General features: G+C 61.8%; 1 protein-coding gene. It reads right to left on the bottom strand.

Annotated features, from left to right (window positions below; translation table 11 throughout):
- On the bottom strand, positions 1 to 204 hold a 204-nt coding region (locus GK108_RS31595), incomplete at both ends, for an SdrD B-like domain-containing protein (protein WP_163955484.1).

Raw genomic sequence — 204 nt, 5'->3', positions numbered from 1 at the left:
CCAGCGTCCAGGTTTGGATTGTTCTCACCCGGCGCTAAGGTCACCGACTGGGTCTGACCCGTCACTGGGTTAGCATCACTGTCTTTGGTGCCATCCCCACCCGCGTTGGCGATCGTAGCCGTGTAACCCGTCGGCGCCACGAAGCTCACCGAGTACGGTACACCCGGGGTCAGGCCCGTGAAGCTGTAGATACCACTGGCGTTG

Origin of the sequence: Spirosoma terrae, from assembly GCF_010435915.1 — a bacterium.
Taxonomy (GTDB): domain Bacteria; phylum Bacteroidota; class Bacteroidia; order Cytophagales; family Spirosomataceae; genus Spirosoma; species Spirosoma terrae.
This window is presented reverse-complemented; position numbering and strand designations above follow the sequence as displayed.